The sequence below is a fragment of the Pantoea cypripedii genome (assembly GCF_011395035.1).
Classification (GTDB): domain Bacteria; phylum Pseudomonadota; class Gammaproteobacteria; order Enterobacterales; family Enterobacteriaceae; genus Pantoea; species Pantoea cypripedii_A.
Window position 1 is genome coordinate 589,146 of the sequence record NZ_CP024770.1, and the last position, 17,451, is coordinate 606,596.

Below are 17,451 nucleotides of genomic sequence, written 5' to 3' on the forward strand. Positions count from 1 at the left end.
CATTACGACTAGAATTCAAAGATCCACATTAAATAATTAAGATATAAGCCTGTCTACTGGCCTTTTGCATTGTCGTGATGAGGCATTCAATGAGCGAAACGAGTTGCAGTATTTTATTCAATGGTGAGCGATTAATGGGTGAGGCAAATCAACCCTTAATTGATTTTTTACAGGCCAGCGGGAAAAAACTTCCTCATGTTTGCTATCACCCGGCATTACCACCACTGAAAAGTTGCGATGTATGCTGGGTGGACGCCAATGGAGAACGTGTCCGGGCTTGCACGCTGACCACCCATGATGGACTTGTCATCAGCAGTGAAAGTGATGATTTACGGGCTGCGCAGCAGGAAGGAATGGATCGCCTTTTGAACCGGCATGAACTTTACTGCACGGTATGTGAACACAACACAGGCGACTGCACTTTGCATAATACCGTCGCTGATATGCATATCCCGATTCAGTATTATCCCTACCAGCCTAAACCTGACGATAAAGACAATTCCAATCCGTTTTATACCTACGATCCGGATCAATGTATTCTCTGCGGCCGCTGCGTCGAAGCCTGCCAGAATGTCGAGGTTAATGAAACCCTGTCGATTGATTACACCGATGCCCATCCACGGGTGCTATGGGATGGCGGCACGCAGATTGCGGGATCCAGCTGTGTCAGCTGTGGTCATTGCGTCACGGTGTGCCCCTGCAATGCATTACTGGAAAAAACCATGCAGCCAGACGCCGGACCCTTTACTGCGATGGATGAAGGATTAAAACGTCCGCTGATTAATTTTATTAAAACGCTCGAACCCAGCATTGGTATGGAACCGATTACCGGTATTTCCCTGATTGATAATGCCCTGCGCCAGGCGGAGATCAGGAGAACCAAAACCGTCTGCACCTATTGTGGGGTAGGCTGCAGTTTTGAAGTCTGGACGCGTGACCGCCATATCCTGAAAATACAACCTGTGGCGGAAGCACCGGCAAATGGCATCTCTACCTGTGTAAAAGGGAAATTTGGCTGGGATTTTGTCAATAGCCCTCATCGACTTACCACGCCGCTGATACGTGAAAATGGCCGTTTCCGCCCGGCATCCTGGCAGGAGGCGCTGCAACGCGTCGCTGAAGGGTTACGCAACGTTGAGCTTCGTTATGGTGGTGATGCCATTGGTTTTATTGGCTCCAGTAAAGCAAGTAATGAAGAAGCGTACCTGACTCAGAAAATAGCCCGCTTAATCTTTGGCACTAACAACGTCGATAATTCCTCGCGTTACTGTCAGAACCCGGCCACCGAAGGATTGTTCCGCACGGTGGGGTATGGGGGTGATGCCGGGACCATCAGGGACCTGCAACAGGCTCAGCTTATTATCACCGTTGGGAGTAACCTGGCGGAAAACCATCCTGTCATTGCGACCCGTATCAAACAAAGCCACAAGCATCACGGGCAAAAGCTGATGGTCGTGGATCCGCGCCGCCATGAAATGGCAGACAGGGCGGATTGCTTTTTGCGTATTCGCCCCGGCACCGACATGGTGTGGGCATCGGCGATGGCGAAATATATGTTTGATCACGGCTATGCTGACCAGGCCTTTCTTGCACAACGTGTAAACCAGGTGGAGGAATACCGGGCATCGCTTGCGCCCTTCACGCTGGAGTTCGCCAGTAAAATCACCGGACTGACGCTGCAGCAACTGACAGAAGCAGGGGAGATGATTGGGCAGGCGGACAGCGTCTGTCTGCTCTGGGCGATGGGTATTACGCAGCATAGTCACGGTGCTGATACCAGTACTGCGCTTTCCAATCTGCTGCTGGTCACCGGTAATTATGGCCGTCCGGGTACCGGCGGCTACCCCATGCGTGGTCACAATAATGTGCAGGGGGCCAGCGATTTTGGCTGTCTGAGTAACCTTTATCCGGGGTATGAGAAAGTCAGCGATCCGAATATCCGTGCTAAGTGGGCACAAGCCTGGGGTGTTCATCCTCAGGTCTTATCGGATAAGCCAGGCGCGGATAACTTTATGATGGTACAGCATGCGTATGAAGGGAAGCTGCGCGCGATGTATGTCATTGGTGAAGAAACCGCTTTTTCAGACGCGGATGCAACCAAAGTTCACGAAGCCTTCAGCCGCCTGGATTTTATGGTGGTGCAGGATATCTTCATGAGCCGTACTGCGGAATTTGCCGATGTGGTGTTACCCGGGTGTCCGTCCATTGAGAAAGAGGGCACCTTCGTTAACACCGAGCGGCGAATCCAGCATTTTTTACCTGCGATGAATCCGCTGGGTGACTGCCGACCCGACTGGCAGATTCTCACCGAACTGGCGGCGCAGCTCGGGCATGACTGGCATTACCCGAATCCCGGCGCGATTATGGCGGAAGCAGCGAGCATCGCGCAGATTTTTGCGGGTGTAAGTTATGAGCGTCTGGTGGGCTGGCAATCGCAAATCTGGCCGGTCACGCCACAGGGAGAGAGCACGCCACTGCTCTATACCGAACAATTTCACTTCCCCGACGGCAAAGCAAAACTTCACCCGCTGGAATGGCAGCCGCCCGTGGAGCAGGCGGACGGACAATACGATTTAATACTGGATAACGGGCGTATGCTGGAGCATTTCCAGTCGACTAATCAGACCGGGCAGGGTGGACGCATTATGTCCCTGTCACCTAACTGGTTTGTCGAGATCTCCCCCGAGCTGGCGGAACAGAGAGGTTTACAGCAGGGAGACTGGGTGCAGCTGCGATCCCGCCGGGGCGAGCTGGATGTGCCGGTGGTAGTGACAACACGCGTTAAAGGCAATGTGCTGTTCATACCCATTCATCACGGTAAACCTGGCATCAACGGCCTCACCGGTGAACACCATGATCCCGACGTTAATACACCCGCCTATAAAGAAATTGCGGTCAGTTTGACCCGACTGTCGCGCCGCCCGCAGCCTGATCCCATTCCTCAGCACAATTTCCGCAACGGCAGCCGCACGCCACTTGATCATCTGCCCATCGAGGATAAATGGCAGCAGGAAGGCTATTGCCAGCCCCCGTATCACAGCGAACATCCGGAGAAATATTAATGGCTGAACGACTTGAGTATCAGGTTCCGCCAACGCGAACCGAAGCCACCGCTCAGGAGGCGCTTGATGAACTGATTGAAAACCTGCATCAGCATGGTTTTCTGCGTCTGGCCAACGATGCGGTCAAAGCCAACAGCGATATCGGGAAGATTCTGGTTGCCGGACTGAATCGGCCAGCGACACAAAACGCGATACAAAACTTCTCATTGCTGCTGATGGCGATCGGAACCATACCGCCGGAACGTTTTAACCATATTTTGCTGGCATTACGCGAAGCAGCAATGGCACTCAAGCCCGCCAGTGACGACGCAGAACAGTCGGCCGCACCGGGCGTTCGCGGTGTACTGAAGCTGCTCAATGATGACGCACTGTGGCAAAGTCTGAGGCCATTTTTCGCTGCCGTCGAAACCTTCAGTGAACAGATGCGCCAGGATGAACAGCCGCCGGTGACCCGCTATAGCGGTAAAAGCACCCATGAGTAGCGCTGACTGGGTGCTTTTAATTGCACGCGTTCAGTTTGGGCTGACCATGAGCATGCATATTACCCTGGCAGCGCTGACGCTGGGGCTGGCACCTTTTCTCGTCTGGTTTGAGGCCCGCTGGTTGTGGGGAAAACACAACGGTGCCCGCGAGGCGCTGCACTTCTGGCTAAAAATTTTCTCGCTGACTGTCGCGGTGGGAGCCGTGTCAGGCGTAGTGATGGAATTTCAGTTTGGCACGCATTGGGCAGGTTTTGCTCGCCAGGTGGGAGGCATGATCGGTCCGCTGTTGTTTTATGAAGTCCTGGTGGCTTTTTTTCTGGAATCGGCACTGACCGGCGTAATGTTATTTGGCATGGGAAAAATCCCGCCGAAGCTCCATTTTGCCATCACCTGCCTGGTTGCCGTTGGGGCTTTTCTGAGCGCGTTCTGGATCCTGGCAGCAAATTCCTGGATGCAGACACCGGGCGGGTTCTCCAGGGATGATGCCGGACATTTTTTACCTCTGAATGGATGGATGCTGCTGGCGGCTCCTTCATTTCCCTGGCGTTTCATGCATATGGCACTGGCTTCATTAATCAGCGTGGCTTTTTTGCTGATGGGGGTGGCGGCCTGGCGGCTACTCCGGTCACCCCATGAGACAGCATCCCGGCTGATGCTTTCAGGCGCACTGGCCCTTTCGCTCTTCGCGCTGCCCTTGCAGATGGTGACGGGGGATTTGCATGGAGAAAATACGCTAAGCTATCAACCCGCCAAACTCGCGGCTATCGAAGGGGCCTGGCATCCTCCGGGAAACGGTGAAGGTGAACCACTGAGGTTATTTGCCATCCCGGACCAGCAATTTCAGAGCAACCATTTTGAAGTCAGCATCCCGGATATAGGTTCACTGTATCTGCGGCACAATATGACCGGCCACATCAAAAGCCTGAGCGAATTCCCCCGTGACCAGTTGCCTCCGGTTGCCCCTGTATTTATCGCCTTTCGGATCATGGTTGGGTTCGGCATAGTCATGCTTATGACCAGCTTCGTGGTCGGATTACAGCGCTGGCGGGGAAAACTCTGGCACGCCCGCCGCATGCTACGCGGGCTGGTGTGGATGTCACCGGCAGGGTTCGTCGCATTACTCTCGGGATGGATGGTGACAGAAATTGGCCGGCAGCCGTGGACAGTTTTCGGCATGCTGCGCACCAGCGACAGCGTCTCTCCCCTGTCGCTCAGCGCGACCCTCGTCATCTTTTTGCTGGTTGTGATGACCTATGGTCTGGGTTTCTCGCTCGGATTGCGCTATCTCCTGCGGCAGGTGGCATCACCGTTACCTCAGGAAGAAGAAACGGTGGTACTAATCCTGAAAACGCCAAACTGAGGAGGATAGGTATGCAACCTGCTGAACTGTCTGGCCTGATACTGTGCTTCTCTCTGCTGATGTATGTGTTACTGGATGGCACCGATTTAGGGGTGGGAATGCTGTTCTTCTGGTTCAGTGAAGAAAAGCAGCGGGAGCTGATGTCCCACAGCATTCTGCCAATCTGGGATGCGAATGAAACCTGGCTGGTACTGTTTGCAGGGGGCATGCTCGCATTATTCCCTGGCGTGTATAGCCTTGTCTTTAGTTCGCTGGCTGCGCCGGTGTTTCTTATGTTGCTGTCATTGTTTTGGCGCGCACTGGCGCTGGAGTACCGCGCTGAAGCTACAGTCAGGCTGCGACGCTGGCTTGACCGCCTGATGGCAGCTGGCTCGGCCCTGGCTGCGTTTACTCAGGGCTGGTGTGCGGGTGTCATCATCACCCCACAGCCGGATGGCGGCATAAATCTTGCTGCCATAATAAGCGGACTTGGCACCATGACGATTTATATGTTGCTGGCGAGCTGCTGGCTACGCTGGCGGATCGGGGATTCAGTGTTTCCTCTGGCAGGCGCACATGCCTGGATGTGGTGGGTCATAACGTTACTGATATCTATCGTTCTGTTGCTGCTCAACCCGTCACTCTGGTTGCAGTGCTGGCAGCGTCCGTTCGGTAAATTCATCATTTTGATTATGGGGCTGTTCTGGTTTTTACAGCTCGTCACGCTCTGGCGCGGTAATGCCATCTGGCTGTTAATCATGACCCTTATGCTTATTACCACGACGTTAACAGGTATCATCTGCGCTGTTTATCCCTGGATAATTCCAGGTCAGGTTAATTTATATCAAGGCGCGGCTTCCATTGTTACCCAACAGGTCGTTCTGGTCGGGGCTGCAGTCATGATCCCGCTGACGCTGATTTATCACACCTGGTCGTTCTGGATAATGAAAGGCCATCATCCGAAGTAAGACATCTTTAACGTTCACGAGGTTTCTACTCTATGAATAAAGATGAATTCAGCAGCCGGGATTACCCGATAAAAGAAAACATCATCTGGTTACGCAGAGAGTCTTTGATTCAGCGCATCGGGGAATACATTCTCATTGCCATTGTCATTCTTGGAGCATGCGGCCTGTTTTCCAAAGGTTTTTTAAGTAATGGCCTGGTGCAGTCACCTGATGGTTCGGTAAATGTTGAATATGAACGCTTTGGTCGGGTACAGAGCAATATGGAAATGAGTATCAGGATTACTACGCCACCCGGTGAACAGTTTACTGTCACAATAGGCAGTGGGGCACTTAATACCTTGCAGATACAAACATTACAGCCCCAGCCAGTCCAGGCCCTTTCGGATGGAAGTGATATGCGGCTGACTTATTCATCCCGTAATACAGGAGGGAGCCATACGGTATGGCTGGGACTCCAGCCACAGCAACCGGGGCGGGTAGCAATCAGTGTCAACGCTGATAACCATCAACCGGTCCACTTTACCCAGTGGATATACCCCTGAAGGAGTGTGATATGGAAACCGTATTGCGAGCGACTGGCATCTATCTTGTGCTGATGGTGGTATTTAAAATTGCTGGCAGACGCACACTCTTACAGATGACATCCTTTGATCTGATTCTTTTACTGATTATCAGTGAAGCCACACAGCAGGCGTTGCTGGGTGATGATTTCTCTGTAACGGGTGCTGCACTGACTATTATCACCCTCGTGACGATTGATATTTTGCTTGGCAAACTTAAAACACGATTCCCTTCGCTGGAACAAATGGCAGAGGGCGGACCGATTATTCTGGTTGAGAATGGCAATCTGCTGGAAAAACGTATGAAGATGGCGGGCATAAGTAAGGAGGATATTCTGGAGTCGGCCCGGTCGTCACAGGGGCTTGAGCGATTAGACCAGATAAAATATGCCGTATTTGAAGTGAATGGTCATATTTCCGTCATACCTGCGGCAGAAAAATAAATAGACTTATGATGAAACGCTGGACCGGTAAAGAATGCCCGGTCATGAGCCGGGCGTCTTCGGTCAGGACTGAGGTTGTCCAACAGGACCGGAACCCAGAGTCCCGCCAGGTGTGGCCTGCCCGCTCGGCGCATGGGGACGTCCATCATCGCGGACTGCTTCACTTCTGTGCATACATCCTGTTAAAGCGGCAATACTTAAAGCGATACAAGTTACTTTAGTAAATAGTTTCATAGCGTTCCCACCTCATTGAATGAAAGAATGTTTTCTGATGCAATAAATATATCCTGCATGATGTCAGGAAACAGCCATGTAAAATTGTAGAGCATGTATGATGATTATTCTTATATCGGGGTGATTTAACGGTGAAATTCATCCTTATTCAGTTAATTCTTAATCATGAATAAGCGAGTCCGCTAAAAGAAATTTCACGCCACTACTTGTTATTTAGCATTTTACCGATTACATCTGGCGAGATTGCTCTACAGTTAATAAGGTGATATTTCACTGGAGACTTTCGCAATGTCAAAAGATACAGAAGGAAAAAAACTCACCCATCGGGCACCACATAAAGGCCCTGAAACCGCTAAACCTGGCCTGGGCAGCCTGGCTCCGGCTGATGGCTCACATCAGTCATCAGCCAGACCGACGCCGCCGGGTAAAGAACCCACCGCACCGGGCAGCCTGAAAACCCCCGACACCCACAGTGCCAAAACCGATCAACTCGAACCCTTTCGTAAAAATGGGGCGCAGCAGGACCTGACCACCAATCAGGGCACCCGTATCGCCAATGATCAGAACTCACTGCGTGCCGGGACTCGCGGACCGACGCTGCTGGAAGATTTCATCATGCGTGAAAAAATCACGCATTTTGACCATGAGCGTATTCCCGAGCGTATCGTGCATGCCCGGGGTTCCGCGGCACACGGCTATTTCCAGCCGTATCGTTCACTGAAAGAGTTAACCAAAGCGGGATTCCTCAGCGATCCGGATACCGTCACCCCGGTGTTTGTGCGTTTCTCGACGGTACAGGGCGGGGCAGGCTCTGCCGATACGGTACGGGATATTCGCGGTTTCGCCACCAAGTTCTACACGGAAGAGGGCGTATTCGATCTGGTAGGGAATAACACGCCAGTGTTCTTCATTCAGGATGCCCATAAGTTTCCGGATTTCGTGCACGCGGTAAAACCCGAGCCGCATAATGAAATGCCACAAGGTCAGAGCGCACACGACACCTTCTGGGATTATGTTTCGCTGCAACCGGAGACCTTACACAATGTGATGTGGGCGATGTCCGATCGCGGTATTCCCCGCAGCTACCGCACTATGGAAGGTTTTGGTATTCATACCTTCCGTCTGATTAACGCGGAAGGTAAAGCCACCTTTGTCCGTTTCCACTGGAAACCGGTGGCCGGTAAGGCGTCGCTGCTGTGGGATGAAGCGCAGAAACTGACCGGCCGTGACCCGGATTTTCATCGTCGCGATCTGTGGGAAGCCATTGAAGCGGGTGACTACCCCGAGTATGAGCTGGGACTCCAGCTGATCCCCGAGGAAGATGAATTCAGCTTCGATTTCGATATTCTGGACGCCACCAAGCTGATCCCTGAAGAACTGGTGCCGGTGGAGCTGGTGGGCAGGATGGTGCTGAACCGTAACCCCGATAACTTTTTTGCTGAAACCGAGCAGGTCGCTTTTCACCCCGGCCATATTGTGCCGGGACTGGATTTCACCAACGATCCGTTGTTGCAGGGGCGACTCTTTTCCTACACCGATACCCAAATCAGCCGCCTCGGTGGGCCGAACTTTCATGAAATACCGATCAACCGGCCGGTCTGCCCTTATCATAATTTTCAGCGTCAGGGGATGCACCGGATGGACATCGATGCCAATCCGGCCAACTACGAACCCAACTCAATCAATGATAACTGGCCCCGGGAAAGCCCCCCGGCTGCGGAGAAGGGCGGTTTCGAAAGTTATCAGGAACGGATTGAAGGGCAAAAGGTACGTGAGCGCAGCGACTCGTTTGGTGAATATTATTCCCAGCCAAAATTGTTCTGGCAGAGTCAGACACCGGTTGAGCAGCAGCATATCATCGGCGCCTTCTCATTTGAGCTGAGCAAAGTGGCGCGGGCCTATATCCGGGAAAGGGTGGCTGATCATCTGCTGCATATCGATCCCGATCTGGCGCAGGGCGTGGCAGACAATCTCGGCATTGAGTTCAGTAAAGAACAGCTGAAAGTTACTACCGCGAAGGATGTGAATGGACTCACTAAGGATGCAAGCCTCAGCCTGTATGCCGTGCCGGGTGGGGATATCAAAGGGCGGCAGGTTGCCTTGCTGGTCAGCGATGGCGTGAAAGCGGCGGATGTGCTGGCGGTGTTGCAGGAACTGAAAGCGAAAGGCGTTCACGCCAAACTGCTGGCGGCCCATATGGGGCAGGTACGCGCTGATGATGGCTCGGTGTTGCCGATCGATGCGACTTTCAATGGTCTGCCGTCGCTGACGTTTGACGCGGTGCTGGTGCCGGACGGCAATATCGATGCGTTGCTGCTGAGTGGGGATGCGCGTTACTTCCTGCTGGAAGCCTATAAACATCTGAAGGTCATTGGTCTCAGCGGTGATGCGCGCCGCTTCAAAGCGCAGTTCAGCCTGAAGGACAGTGAAACCGAAGAGGGGCTGGCAGAAGGAAGCAAAGCTGAGGGTGCGCTGATGACAGATTTTCTTGCTGCCATGGCGGCCCATCGCGTCTGGTCACGCAGCCAGAAGGCGGCAACAGTGGCGGCATAACCCTGCAGGCGGACTTCGGTAGTCCGCCTTACTGCGGGTTCTTCCCTGACCATTGCCAGTTGCGCACTTCGGGAACGTCTTCGCCATATTCCCGGACATAGCGATGGTGTTCTGCGATGCGTTCCTGCAAATCATCCAGTAATTCAGGATGGCGATCGGCCAGCCCCGGGACACGTAAAATTACCTCCTGTGCCAGATGGTAACGATCCAGTTCGTTCAGTACCGTCATATCAAATGGCGTGGTCGTGGTGCCTTCTTCATTAAAACCCCGCACATGAAAGTTGCGGTGGTTGTTACGCTGACAGGTCAGCCGATGGATCAGGCTGGGATAACCGTGAAAAGCAAAAATCACCGGTTTATCCGCCGTGAACAATGCATCGAATTCGGCGTCGGATTTACCATGCGGATGCTGCTCACAGGATTGCAGTGCCATCAGGTCCACCACGTTCACCACACGAATACGCAGGCCGGGCAGACAGCCACGCAGTAAATCCACTGCTGCCAGTGTTTCCATCGTCGGCACATCGCCCGCACAGGCCATCACCACCTCAGGATCCTCACTGGTGCTCGCCCAGCGCCATTCACCCATGCCGGCTTCACAGTGGGCAAAGGCGCTTTCACCATCGAGCCACTGCGGCGCAGGTTGTTTACCTGCCACAATCACGTTGATGCGATCCCAGGTCTTCAGGCAATGATCGCCCACCCACAGCAGGGTATTGGCATCCGGTGGCAGATAGATACGCACAATGTCGGCCTTTTTATTGGCGACATGATCGATAAAACCCGGGTCCTGGTGACTGAAGCCGTTGTGATCCTGATGCCAGACGTGAGATGACAACAGGTAATTCAGCGAGGCGATGGGCTGACGCCACCCCAGTTTGCGCGTAACCTTCAACCACTTGGCATGCTGGTTGAACATCGAATCGACGATGTGAATAAAGGCTTCATAACAGTTGAAGAGACCGTGGCGGCCCGTCAGCAGATAACCTTCGAGCCATCCCTGGCATTGATGTTCGCTGAGGATTTCCATCACGCGCCCGTCGCGCGCCAGTTGTTCATCATAAAGTCTGATTTCGCCCATCCAGCTGCGGCTGGTGGCATCAAAAACCGGTGACAGCCGGTTTGACGTGGTTTCATCCGGGCCAAACAGCCGGAAGTTATCCTGATTTCGCTGAAATATCTGGCTCAGGTAGCGGCCAAAATGTTCTGTCGCCTGGGCGCTGTCGGCACCGGGAGCGGCGATCTGCACGGCAAACTCGCGAATATCAGGCACGTTAAGTTCGCGACGCAGCAGACCGCCGTTGGCATACGGCGAAGCCCCCATACGTTTATCCCCTTGCGGGGCCAGTGCTTTTAGTTCCGGTTTGAGACAGCCAGAGGGGTCAAACAGGTCGTCTGGCTGGTAGCTACGCATCCACTCTTCAAGAATCTCCCGATGCCCGTCATCTTCCCGACAGGATGCGACGGGGACCTGATGAGCGCGCCAGAAATCCTCAACTTTTTTACCGTCCACCGCCGCTGGCCCCGTCCAGCCTTTCGGGCTGCGCAGAATGATCATTGGCCAGCGCGGCACCTCGTTTCCTGCCTGTCCCGTGCGTGCCGCCTGCTGGAAAGCGGCAATTTTATCGAAAGCGTTATCCAGGGTATCTGCCATCTGCACATGCATTTTCTCCGGTTCATGACCACTGACAAACAGCGGCTCATAGCCGTAGCCGCTGAACAATTGCCAGAGATCGTCATCGCTGTTGCGTCCCAGCAATGTTGGATTGGCGATCTTGTAGCCATTGAGATGCAGAATCGGCAGTACCGCGCCATCACGTTGAGGATTGAGGAATTTGTTGCCGTGCCAGCTGGCGGCCAGCGGCCCGGTTTCTGCTTCGCCGTCGCCAATCACGCAGGGTACGATGAGATCGGGGTGATCAAAGGCGGCACCGAAGGCATGAGCAAGTGAATAGCCCAGCTCACCACCTTCATTAATCGATCCCGGGGTTTCGGGTGCGGCATGGCTGGGGATCCCGCCCGGAAATGAGAACTGTCTGAACAGTCGCTGCATGCCTTCGGCATCTTCACTGATGTGGGGATATATCTCGCTGTAGCTCCCTTCCAGCCAGGTGTTCGCCACCATACCGGGACCACCGTGGCCGGGACCACACACGTAGATAAGATTCAGGTCACGCTGGCGAATGATGCGATTGAGGTGTGCATAAATAAAGTTCAGCCCCGGCGTGGTTCCCCAGTGGCCAAGCAGGCGGGGCTTGATATGTTCCGGACGCAGGGGTTCACGCAGCAGTGGATTGCCCATCAGATAGATTTGGCCGACGGATAAGTAATTGGCCGCGCGCCAGTAGCGGTCGAGAAGGGTGAATTCGTTAGCGGAAATTGATGGGATCATGCAGATTCCTCCAGCGACGAATGGGGGTTATTAAACCTGACAGAGCCGGGCCTGGCGACCATATGGGAGGCGCTATGGGAATCAGAGTGACACCATGCAGGCGACCGAATCTTTAAGAATGGATTGATCAGGGCCGCAGAGCATCACCGGGTATCCGGACTCTCTTTCGTACAGATACTGGCTCATCCTGCTGCTGCTGATGCCTGCGCCACACCACATCAAATGATGTTGATGATGCTTCGCAGGGAGCTGCCCGATGTTCGTTCCGGGACAGACCTCGACGCAGAATCCCTGTGCGGTCAGGCGAATGGCTTCCAGCCAGATTTCAGTGCGATCTTTTGTGCTGACAGCTTCAAGGTAAAGCGGGATGGAGTCTTTTCGCTGAGAGGCCCGGCTGGTCGTTTCGGCATGAAACCGGACCGAGTCATGGAAGCGCTGACGTCGCTGAGGCGATGTTTTATTGGCATCCTGCATCAGCCAGAAACTTAACGGACGCATCAGGCGGTTAATAAAATCATCACCACTGAAATCACCCGCCAGAATGCGAACGATACGTGAAAGCGAACGCAGGGATCCGTATTCGAGTTCGAATAGCACTTCTCCCCGCCGTGCGGACCAGCCCCCGGTAACCTGGGGAATTCACTGTCCGATATTGATCGCTAACTCTCCGGGTCTAATACCGTTTGCGGTAGCAGCCAGAATGCCCTGTACCTGTTCCATATGGACGCTATCCCATAATTCACCAGGATGCTGCAGTGAGAGTAATCCACTCCGATTCCAGCGACGAAGATTTGCCGGGTGCGCTCCGGTGAGTGCACAAAGTGTGTCAGTGGTATAGCTAATCATGATGCCCCCTGATGGGGAAATTAATGGCGTGAATACAAAGAGAAAACAAAAAGATCGGCTATCCGATTGCTCTCACCGCTGTTGATGAAAACGGAATAATCTGGAGATGAGGGAACTGAATATTCGCGTTTAAAATCTGATGCAGATTACCGAGGCTGTTTTTCCACAATTCTGGTCATTTTCTTGCCGGTTTTGCTACTGGCTGCAATATCTCTTTCCAGATTATTCTTAAAGTAATTCTTTTCAAACCTGACTTCTGTTTGACTTTCGTCGTTTAACAGGGCTCTTAAATCGTGTATATGTCCTGCGTCTTTTCTGTGATTTTTCATAAGAATTCCAGATGCATTAACTTAATGAAATTTAAAAGTAACATTTAAAATGTAGCTTATGACATCATTAATGCAAGCGGTAAAGTGAATAAATGCAAAATTAAAAATAGTTGAATAAGTAAATTAATCCCGCGCTTCGCCTATCATTCCTGGTTTGTCTGGTTGCTATTCGAATAATCAGGGTTAGACTTAATTCATTCATATTAAATTTCCCCGATGGAGGCTGTTTTGCAGAGACGATTACTTATTTCTCTCTTTAGTGTTCTCATAACTATGTCATTTCAGGGATACTCCGCTGAAAAGGGTGGATTTAATCCTGATGGACAGCCGCCTGCACCGCATGAGCAAAAAGATGGCTATCGGGGAATTACGGATGGGCAACACCAAATAACGACTAAAGAACTGGAAAAATTACCTGACCGGACATGGGTCTCACTGAAAGGAAATATCATAAAGCAGAACGGTAAGAATGAGTATCTTCTGCGTGATGAGCAGGGCAGTATTGCTCTCATTATCAAAGATAATGTCTGGCAGGGGCAGGAAGTGAAACCTGATGATCTTGTCTCGGTTAATGGTCAGTTGATGCATGAACAAACGCATTCGACAATCATCGTGCGGGAGATTCGACGACTTTAAATACCGTTATCAGCCGGTTGGTTGTAATTAACCTTCACAGTGCTCTCCGCCTTTCTGTGAAGGTTTTTTTTGGTTAACTTTCGGGATCGTCGGGTGTGCCTGCCACGACAATCTCTAAAGCGTTACGTAGTGCATCCTGCTGCAATGCATCATGGCTGGTTTCGAGTTTAGCGATTAACCACAGAATAATATCTTTATTCGTCGCGTGCTGGCGCGCGGTTTCAATAGACAAAACAGCAGCATCGATCCATTCCGTTTCGCTCAGTACAATGTTGGGGTCTGTCTGACGAAAAAAAGCCTGGAGATTGGTTTCGACTTCAGGTGCCTGAGGCATAGAAAGGTTTCCTGCTATGGCAATCGCTTGCACTGTTGAGGGCTGAGTAAGGTTGCATATAAAATATAGGGTAAATATCTACCATTAACGACCAAGAAGCAGACCAATCAGCTCCCGATACCTTTTTTCCTCTTCAGCACTACCTGAAACTTCGAGACGATGCACCAGTTTGGTACAAATCGTCTTCCGATTGAGTCTTTTCCCGGAGTGCAGGATTTCAGTCACAATCTGTCCCAGCATTTCCTGTTGTGATGGCAGAGAGGATTCATAAAAATATCGTGTAATATCGTGCGACGGTGAAGATGACAGATTGTTCTGACGCATAATTAAACCCTTTGAAAAATTGAGGTTATAAAATGTGCAGTTCAAATGTAACTTAATCTTCGTAAGGAATTAAAACTGTACAAAAAAAATTGTTAGCTCGCTTATGATTTTTTGTCTTTTAGTGCTATTCATTTAAAATCAGTGGCTTAAATGAAGTGTTCAGGCATGAAAGTTTATAGCGCAGACTTAAATTATGCCTTATGAAGGTTTTTACGCCGATAAATTATTCCGGGGATGTACTCCCGGATATATTATTTTTGAATCCAAAATTATTTTTAAGAATCATCTGCATTAGGGTGAATTTAACTCAGGATATTGCCTGGATAACCTTTTTGGTTAGCATTTTTACAGGTATGAACTAGAATAAATTGTTCATTTGAAATAATTAATGCTCAAGCTGAAATTAAAGAGGTAATTATGTCGCATACCACTGGAAATAATCAGCCACATCTGCCAACTCCTCCTTTTAAAGAACAACCGCAAAATACTCCTGGTCTGGCAGCTGATATGATCCCTGTTCCCGATCACGGTGAAACGAGCTATCAGGGGCATGGTCGCCTTAAAGGCAAAAAAGCGCTGATCACCGGGGGTGATTCAGGTATTGGCCGGGCAGCGGCGATTGCGTTTGCTCGCGAAGGGGCGGATGTTGCCATTGGTTACCTGCCAGCAGAGGAAAAAGATGCTGAAGAGGTGATCAAAATTATCAGTGAAGAAGGGCGTAAAGCCGTCGCTCTGCCTGGGGATATCCGCAGTGAAGCGTTCTGTACTGAATTGGTTGATAAAGCCGTTAATGAACTGGGTGGGCTGGATATTCTGGTGAATAATGCGGGTCGCCAGCAGTTCTGCTCATCCATCCGCGAGCTTACTACTGAAGATTTTGACGCGACATTCAAAACCAATGTTTATGCCATGTTCTGGATAACCAAAGCGGCACTCAAACACCTGAAAAAAGGTGCCAGCATTATTAATACATCGTCTGTGCAGGCCTACGAACCGAGCGATATTCTGCTGGATTATGCACAGACCAAAGCCTGCATCGCCATCTTTACCAAAGCGCTGGCGAAACAACTGGCTCCGGAAGGAATACGTGTTAACGCTGTTGCGCCTGGACCGTACTGGACGCCGCTACAACCTTCAGGTGGACAGCCACAGGAAAAACTTAAAAAATTTGGCGAGCAGGCACCGCTGGGCCGCCCGGGTCAGCCGGTGGAAATCGCTCCTCTGTACGTACTGCTCGCTTCTGATGAAGCCAGTTATACCTCCGGCCAGGTCTGGTGTTCTGATGGTGGCACCGGCACAGTTTGATTTCATTATAGGTGGCCGCTAACTACGGCCACCGTGTTTGAAATAAATTATCATTCTTACGTTTACTCGTCATGCTGCCTTTATCAAATTTTCATCGAAAACACATCGGCTATAAGTCAAGGATTTCCCCGGGGAAGTTTATCCGTTCTCCAATAGACCAATTCTTTTTACCCAGTATATGCTGTGGTGTTTTGTCAGGGACATTAAAATAATAATTATTAATTAAGTCAACTTTATCACCTGGATCTTCGTGAATGTCATTTTGGCTAATTCCTGTTTCTCTTAACTCTTGTTCTGTAAGATCAAGATATCGTGCTAATGCATCAAGATTCATAAAGTTCCTCCACTTGCAGCCCATATTATTAGTTAAGCACTTATCCATGCTTTTTCCATCTACGCTTTGCGCAAAAAAATGCTTGGGTGAACACTGCCAGTAAATTTATTTGATTTTCATTGTGATAAAATTTTTATAATTTTCCTTTCGTGCTATAGTGAAGAAAATCGGTACAAATACGCGTCTTACATTATGAGTTATTCTAAAACAGATCGAACAGGTTTAATCGGATGCGCTATTGGTGCAGCAGTGATCACGATCGCAGCAAAAGGGCTTCCGGTAAACAGAGACAATATCATCTATGAGCTGGAACGCATGAAGGCCTCATCAGGCCACCTGCCTGTCAGGGCTATTACTCAGGATGCAGCTAAACTGTTGCGCAAAACCCGTCAGGGCTGATGTTAACCGGTGTAGATGGTTTGTTTCTCGCCGCCTTGTTCCCGCCGATAAATGTGGCGCATCAGACCCAGGGAAACATCTTTGACAAGGTCCATAATCCCATCCCAATCATCATCAGATTCTCTGTTAGCGATATAAATCCCAGCGGCACGCTACTATCACCACCCATACAGGCACAGCGAAGTTCACGCTTATCAATGTATACAGCTTTGAAAACGGAAACGGCGCCTGTGGTCCCGATAAACAGGGCAACCGGAGCTGACACCATGGGAAGCAGACCTGCCGTCATCAGTAGGGCGGCCAGCGCCTCGCCGAAGGGATAAAGATAAGCGTAAGGAACCCACTTGCGGGCCAGCAGGTCATACCCCAGAAACATAGTGGAAAAGCTCTCCACGTCACGCAGTTTCAGCAGTGCCAGTATGGCCATGCTGAAGGATACGAAGCATTCGGCGGTACGCAGCGTCATGATCTGTCCCGCTGAGGTGTACTGCGCGGCAACCGCCATCAGGGCAGCCATGATGAAAACAACCATCACCGGCATATAGGATGTTTTATCTTTATCTGGCAGGGGATGGTTAAAGTAAGCCCGCAGGCTGTCATAGCCGCCAATACGTTTATCATCGATAAAGGTCTGTGGTGTGGTTTTTACATTGTGCTTTTCACGAAAGGCGTCGGTTTCCTCGCGTGTGGTCAACCAGATGTCCTCCACTTCATAATCATAATGCCGAAGCAGCCATACAGACTTCATTCCATAGGGACAAATATGCTCTTTCATGACCATCCGGTATATCGTGGCTTTTCTGTTTGTGCGCTCCATATATACCCCTCAGTTTATAAACGGTTCGCTCACAGAATTGCGCAGCGAACAACTTATTCGCATCAATCCTTACTATAGTCAATCAGGGGACAAA

At 51.0% G+C, this 17,451-nt stretch carries 18 protein-coding genes; 10 read left to right on the forward strand and 8 right to left on the reverse strand.

Annotated features, from left to right (window positions below; translation table 11 throughout):
• Positions 1-89 precede the first annotated feature (89 nt).
• The 7 genes from fdhF to katE all read left to right on the forward strand — a co-directional run bounded on the left by fdhF (position 90) and on the right by katE (position 9,641).
• Positions 90-3,062, forward strand: coding sequence for a formate dehydrogenase subunit alpha (fdhF, locus tag CUN67_RS26060; protein ID WP_208718358.1), 2,973 nt, complete (start codon positions 90-92; stop codon positions 3,060-3,062).
• A complete protein-coding gene (locus CUN67_RS26065) occupies positions 3,062-3,544 on the forward strand; it encodes a DUF1641 domain-containing protein (protein ID WP_208718359.1) in 483 nt (160 codons plus the stop codon). The genes fdhF and CUN67_RS26065 overlap by 1 nt, the downstream gene beginning before the upstream one ends.
• Complete coding sequence (locus CUN67_RS26070) at positions 3,537-4,904, forward strand: cytochrome ubiquinol oxidase subunit I (RefSeq protein ID WP_208718360.1); 1,368 nt, start codon at positions 3,537-3,539, stop codon at positions 4,902-4,904. Before CUN67_RS26065 ends, CUN67_RS26070 begins: the two co-directional genes overlap by 8 nt.
• An 11-nt stretch (positions 4,905-4,915) precedes the next feature.
• Complete coding sequence (locus CUN67_RS26075; RefSeq protein WP_208718361.1) at positions 4,916-5,851, forward strand: cytochrome d ubiquinol oxidase subunit II; 936 nt, start codon at positions 4,916-4,918, stop codon at positions 5,849-5,851.
• A gap of 32 nt (positions 5,852-5,883) precedes the next feature.
• Positions 5,884-6,393 carry a hypothetical protein gene (locus CUN67_RS26080; protein WP_208718362.1) on the forward strand — a complete coding sequence of 170 codons (510 nt, stop codon included), beginning with the start codon at positions 5,884-5,886 and terminating at the stop codon, positions 6,391-6,393.
• 11 nt (positions 6,394-6,404) lie between these two features.
• The gene (locus tag CUN67_RS26085) at positions 6,405-6,854 is read left to right on the forward strand and encodes a DUF421 domain-containing protein (protein WP_208718363.1); all 450 of its coding nucleotides are present in this window, start codon (positions 6,405-6,407) and stop codon (positions 6,852-6,854) included.
• A 522-nt stretch (positions 6,855-7,376) separates the two neighbouring features.
• Positions 7,377-9,641: a catalase HPII gene (gene katE, locus CUN67_RS26090; RefSeq protein WP_208718364.1), complete on the forward strand. Its 2,265-nt coding sequence runs from the start codon at positions 7,377-7,379 to the stop codon at positions 9,639-9,641.
• Positions 9,642-9,669: 28 nt separating this feature from the next.
• Here katE and CUN67_RS26095 read toward each other — a convergent pair whose 3' ends face one another.
• The 4 genes from CUN67_RS26095 to CUN67_RS26110 all read right to left on the reverse strand — a co-directional run bounded on the left by CUN67_RS26095 (position 9,670) and on the right by CUN67_RS26110 (position 13,208).
• Entirely contained in the window at positions 9,670-12,033 is a 2,364-nt protein-coding gene (locus tag CUN67_RS26095) for a phosphoketolase family protein (protein WP_208718365.1), read from the reverse strand.
• Between the two features lie 81 nt (positions 12,034-12,114).
• Complete coding sequence (locus CUN67_RS26100; RefSeq protein WP_208718366.1) at positions 12,115-12,630, reverse strand: MerR family transcriptional regulator; 516 nt, start codon at positions 12,628-12,630, stop codon at positions 12,115-12,117.
• Between the two features lie 42 nt (positions 12,631-12,672).
• On the reverse strand, positions 12,673-12,879 hold the full coding sequence (locus CUN67_RS26105) for a hypothetical protein (protein WP_208718367.1): 207 nt from the start codon (positions 12,877-12,879) through the stop codon (positions 12,673-12,675).
• Positions 12,880-13,025: 146 nt separating this feature from the next.
• Entirely contained in the window at positions 13,026-13,208 is a 183-nt protein-coding gene (locus CUN67_RS26110) for a hypothetical protein (protein WP_208718368.1), read from the reverse strand.
• A gap of 228 nt (positions 13,209-13,436) precedes the next feature.
• Here CUN67_RS26110 and CUN67_RS26115 point away from each other — a divergent pair, with 228 nt between their 5' ends.
• Complete coding sequence (locus tag CUN67_RS26115) at positions 13,437-13,844, forward strand: YgiW/YdeI family stress tolerance OB fold protein (protein WP_208718369.1); 408 nt, start codon at positions 13,437-13,439, stop codon at positions 13,842-13,844.
• 73 nt (positions 13,845-13,917) lie between these two features.
• On the opposite strand, the gene CUN67_RS26120 is transcribed toward CUN67_RS26115, so the two are convergent.
• Together CUN67_RS26120 and ycgZ are read right to left on the reverse strand one after the other, a co-directional pair.
• Complete coding sequence (locus CUN67_RS26120) at positions 13,918-14,178, reverse strand: biofilm development regulator YmgB/AriR family protein (protein ID WP_208718370.1); 261 nt, start codon at positions 14,176-14,178, stop codon at positions 13,918-13,920.
• Positions 14,179-14,262: 84 nt separating this feature from the next.
• On the reverse strand, positions 14,263-14,502 hold the full coding sequence (gene ycgZ / locus CUN67_RS26125) for a regulatory protein YcgZ (protein ID WP_208718371.1): 240 nt from the start codon (positions 14,500-14,502) through the stop codon (positions 14,263-14,265).
• A 417-nt stretch (positions 14,503-14,919) separates the two neighbouring features.
• Here ycgZ and CUN67_RS26130 point away from each other — a divergent pair, with 417 nt between their 5' ends.
• A complete protein-coding gene (locus CUN67_RS26130; protein WP_208718373.1) occupies positions 14,920-15,807 on the forward strand; it encodes an SDR family oxidoreductase in 888 nt (295 codons plus the stop codon).
• Positions 15,808-15,916: 109 nt separating this feature from the next.
• Here the strand turns inward: CUN67_RS26130 and CUN67_RS26135 are convergent, their stop codons facing one another.
• Positions 15,917-16,141 carry a hypothetical protein gene (locus CUN67_RS26135; protein ID WP_208718374.1) on the reverse strand — a complete coding sequence of 75 codons (225 nt, stop codon included), beginning with the start codon at positions 16,139-16,141 and terminating at the stop codon, positions 15,917-15,919.
• Between the two features lie 192 nt (positions 16,142-16,333).
• Here CUN67_RS26135 and CUN67_RS26140 point away from each other — a divergent pair, with 192 nt between their 5' ends.
• Positions 16,334-16,540: a hypothetical protein gene (locus tag CUN67_RS26140; RefSeq protein WP_208718376.1), complete on the forward strand. Its 207-nt coding sequence runs from the start codon at positions 16,334-16,336 to the stop codon at positions 16,538-16,540.
• Between the two features lie 61 nt (positions 16,541-16,601).
• On the opposite strand, the gene CUN67_RS26145 is transcribed toward CUN67_RS26140, so the two are convergent.
• A complete protein-coding gene (locus CUN67_RS26145; RefSeq protein WP_208718378.1) occupies positions 16,602-17,357 on the reverse strand; it encodes a glutaredoxin family protein in 756 nt (251 codons plus the stop codon).
• Between the last annotated feature and the right edge of the window lie 94 nt (positions 17,358-17,451).